Source organism: Streptomyces sp. NRRL S-118 (assembly GCF_000716335.1).
Lineage (GTDB): Bacteria > Actinomycetota > Actinomycetes > Streptomycetales > Streptomycetaceae > Streptomyces.
In genome coordinates this window covers 3,067-5,935 of sequence record NZ_KL591053.1, presented here as the reverse complement: position 1 = coordinate 5,935, position 2,869 = coordinate 3,067, and the positions used below count along the sequence as shown (strand labels likewise).

The following is a 2,869-nucleotide window of genomic DNA, read 5'->3' as shown; positions in this document are numbered from 1 at the left end:
GCGTGACGAGGACGAGCCGCGTGCCGATGAGGCGCTCGCTGGTCAGCCAGCGCTGGATCAGTTCGAGCGTCCGCCCGGTGGCCGCCCGCGCGCTCTCGCCCGTGCCGGCCCCGCCGGCCGGGGTCTCGACCCCGACCAGGACCGCGTCCGGTGCCGCCGCGCCCTCCGCGAGGGCCCGCTCCAGCGCGTCGAGATCCGCGAACCGCTCGTCGGCCACGGCGTGCGCACCGAGGGCGGCACATCGCACCGGCGTCGGCGCCCCGGCCCTCACCGGGGTCCAGTCGACCTGGAACAGCGGGCTGCCGGAGTGGCTGCGTGCCGCCTCGATCTGCGCCTGCTCGACCGGCCGGATGTCGAGCCGCTCCACACTGGCGACCGGACGGCCGTCCTCACCGGTGATGTCGATCCGCAGCGCGGTGTCGCTCGACGGCCCGCTCCGCACCCGCAGCCGTGTGAGGCCGCCGCGGTGCAGACGCACCCTGGTCCAGGAGAACGGCAGCCCGCCCCGGGTGCCGCCGCCCTGGCCGAGCATGCTGAGTCCGCCGTGCAGTGCGGAGTCGAACAGCGCGGGGTGGATGGCGAACCCCTCGGCCGGTCCCGCGTCGTCCGGCAGCGCGAGTTCGGTGCAGACCTCGTCGCCGGAGCGCCATGCCGCCTCGACGCCCCGGAAGGCGGGGCCGTAGTCGAAGTCGTCGTCGGTCAGGTGTGCGTAGGTGTTCACACGGGCGTAGAGCGTGTCGACGGTGACCGGTTCGGCACCGGTCGGCGGCCACTGCGCCGGGAGCGCCTCGGACGGCTCCGTGTCCACGGCCAGCCAGCCACGCCCGTGGCACGTCGGCTCCGGCCGCTCGTCGTCGGCTCCGGCCTGCGGTTGCGAGAAGATCGCGACCTCGCGCCGGCCGTCCTCGCCGGCTTGGCCGACGGTGACCTGGATGTGCCGTACGGCGTCCTCCTCCAGGATCAGCGGTGACTCGATCACCAGCTCGTCGAGCATCCGGCAACCGACCTCGTCACCGGCCGTCAGGGCGAGTTCGACCAGCGCGGCACCCGGCACCACGACCGCTCCGAACACCGTGTGGTCCCGGGTCCAGGGGTGTGCGTCGATGGACATGCGGCCGGTGAACACCCACTCGTCGCGGTCGCCCATCCGCACCGCGGCGGCGAGGACCGGATGGTCGACGCTGCCCTGCCCGGCCGTGCTCGCGTCCGCTGTCCGGGCGCCCGGCGCGAGCCAGAACCGCTCACGCTGGAACGCGTACGTGGGCAGCGGCACGCGCCGGGCACCACTGCCGGTGTACAACTCCGGCCAGTCCACCTCCACCCCGGCCGCGTGTGCCTCGGACAGGGAGGTCAGGAACCGCCTGAGACCACCCTCGTCCCGGCGCAGCGACCCGATGATCGCGGTGTGGTCGGCGGCGCCGTGCGCCTGGACGGTGTCCTCCACCGCCATCGTGAGCACGGGGTGCGGCGACACCTCGACGAAGCACCCGGCGCCGTTGTCCGCCAGGGCGCGAACGGCCTGCTCGAAGCCCACCCGGCCGCGCAGGTTCCCGTACCAGTAGCGAGCGTCCAGGGTCGCGGTGTCGACGAACCCGCCGGTCGCGGCGGAGTAGAACGGCACCTGTCCGGACACCGGCTCGATCGGCGCCAGGACCTCCAGCAGCTCGTCCTCGATCGCCTCGACGTGAGCGGAGTGCGAGGCGTAGTCCACCGCGACCCGGCGGGCCCTCACCTTGTCCCGCTTGCAGACGGCGACGAACTCGTCGAGCGCGTCGGCGTCACCCGCGACCACCACCACCGTGGGGCCGTTCACCGCGGCGACCGTCACGCGGCCCCCGTACGGGGCGAGGAGTTCCTCGACCCGCTCGACCGGCTGCGCCACCGACACCATGCCGCCACGACCGGCCAGCCGCTCGCGGATGAGCCGGCTGCGCAGGGCCACGACCCGGGCGCCGTCGGCGAGCGACAGACCGCCCGCCACGCACGCGGCCGCGATCTCGCCCTGGGAGTGGCCCACCACCGCCGCGGGCTCCACACCGTACGAGCGCCACAGCGCCGCCAGCGAGACCATCACGGCCCACAGCGCCGGCTGCACCACGTCGACCCGCTCCAGCGACGGAGCGCCCTCCGCCTGCCGCAGCACGTCCTCCAGCCGCCAGTCCACGAAGGACGACAGCGCCACGGCGCACTCCGCCATCCGCTCGGCGAACACCGGCGAGGTGTCGAGCAGTTCGACGGCCATGCCCGCCCACTGCGCCCCCTGGCCCGGGAACACGAAGACCGGCTTGCCTTCCGTCACCACGCCCTCGACCACACCGTCCGCGGGGGAGCCCGCCGCCAGTGCGCCGAGACCCGCGAGCAGTTCGTCGCGGTCCGAGGCCACCACGGCCGCGCGCCGCTCCAGCTGCGCACGCGTCGTCACCGACGACAGGCCGATGTCCACGAGGTCCAGCCCGGGCCGTGCCGCGAGGTGGGCGCGCAGCCGCTCGGCCTGTGCCCGCAGCGCCGTCTCGTTGCGCGCGGACACCAGCACCGGCACGACGGCGGGCCGGGCGGACCCGCCCCCGGCCGGCCCGGCCGGCAGCCGGTCGTCGGCCGGGGCCTCTTCGAGGATCAGGTGTGCGTTGGTGCCGCTGACACCGAACGACGAGACGCCCGCGCGCCGTGTCCGTCCGGAAACGGGCCATTCCTTGGCTTCCGTCAGCAGCTCGACCTCGCCCGCGGCCCATTCCACGTGCGGTGAGGGCTCGTTCACGTGCAGCGTGGCGGGAAGGACGCCGTGCCGCAGCGCCTGCACCATCTTGATCACACCGGCCACACCGGCAGCGGCCGAGGTGTGCCCGATGTTCGACTTGACCGACCCCAGCCA

Annotated in this window: 1 protein-coding gene; it reads right to left on the bottom strand. The window is 74.3% G+C overall.

Going from position 1 to position 2,869, the window contains the following annotated elements; translation table 11 throughout:
* The coding region (locus IH00_RS44920; RefSeq protein WP_234335126.1) for a type I polyketide synthase at window positions 1-2,869 on the bottom strand (2,869 nt) is incomplete at both ends.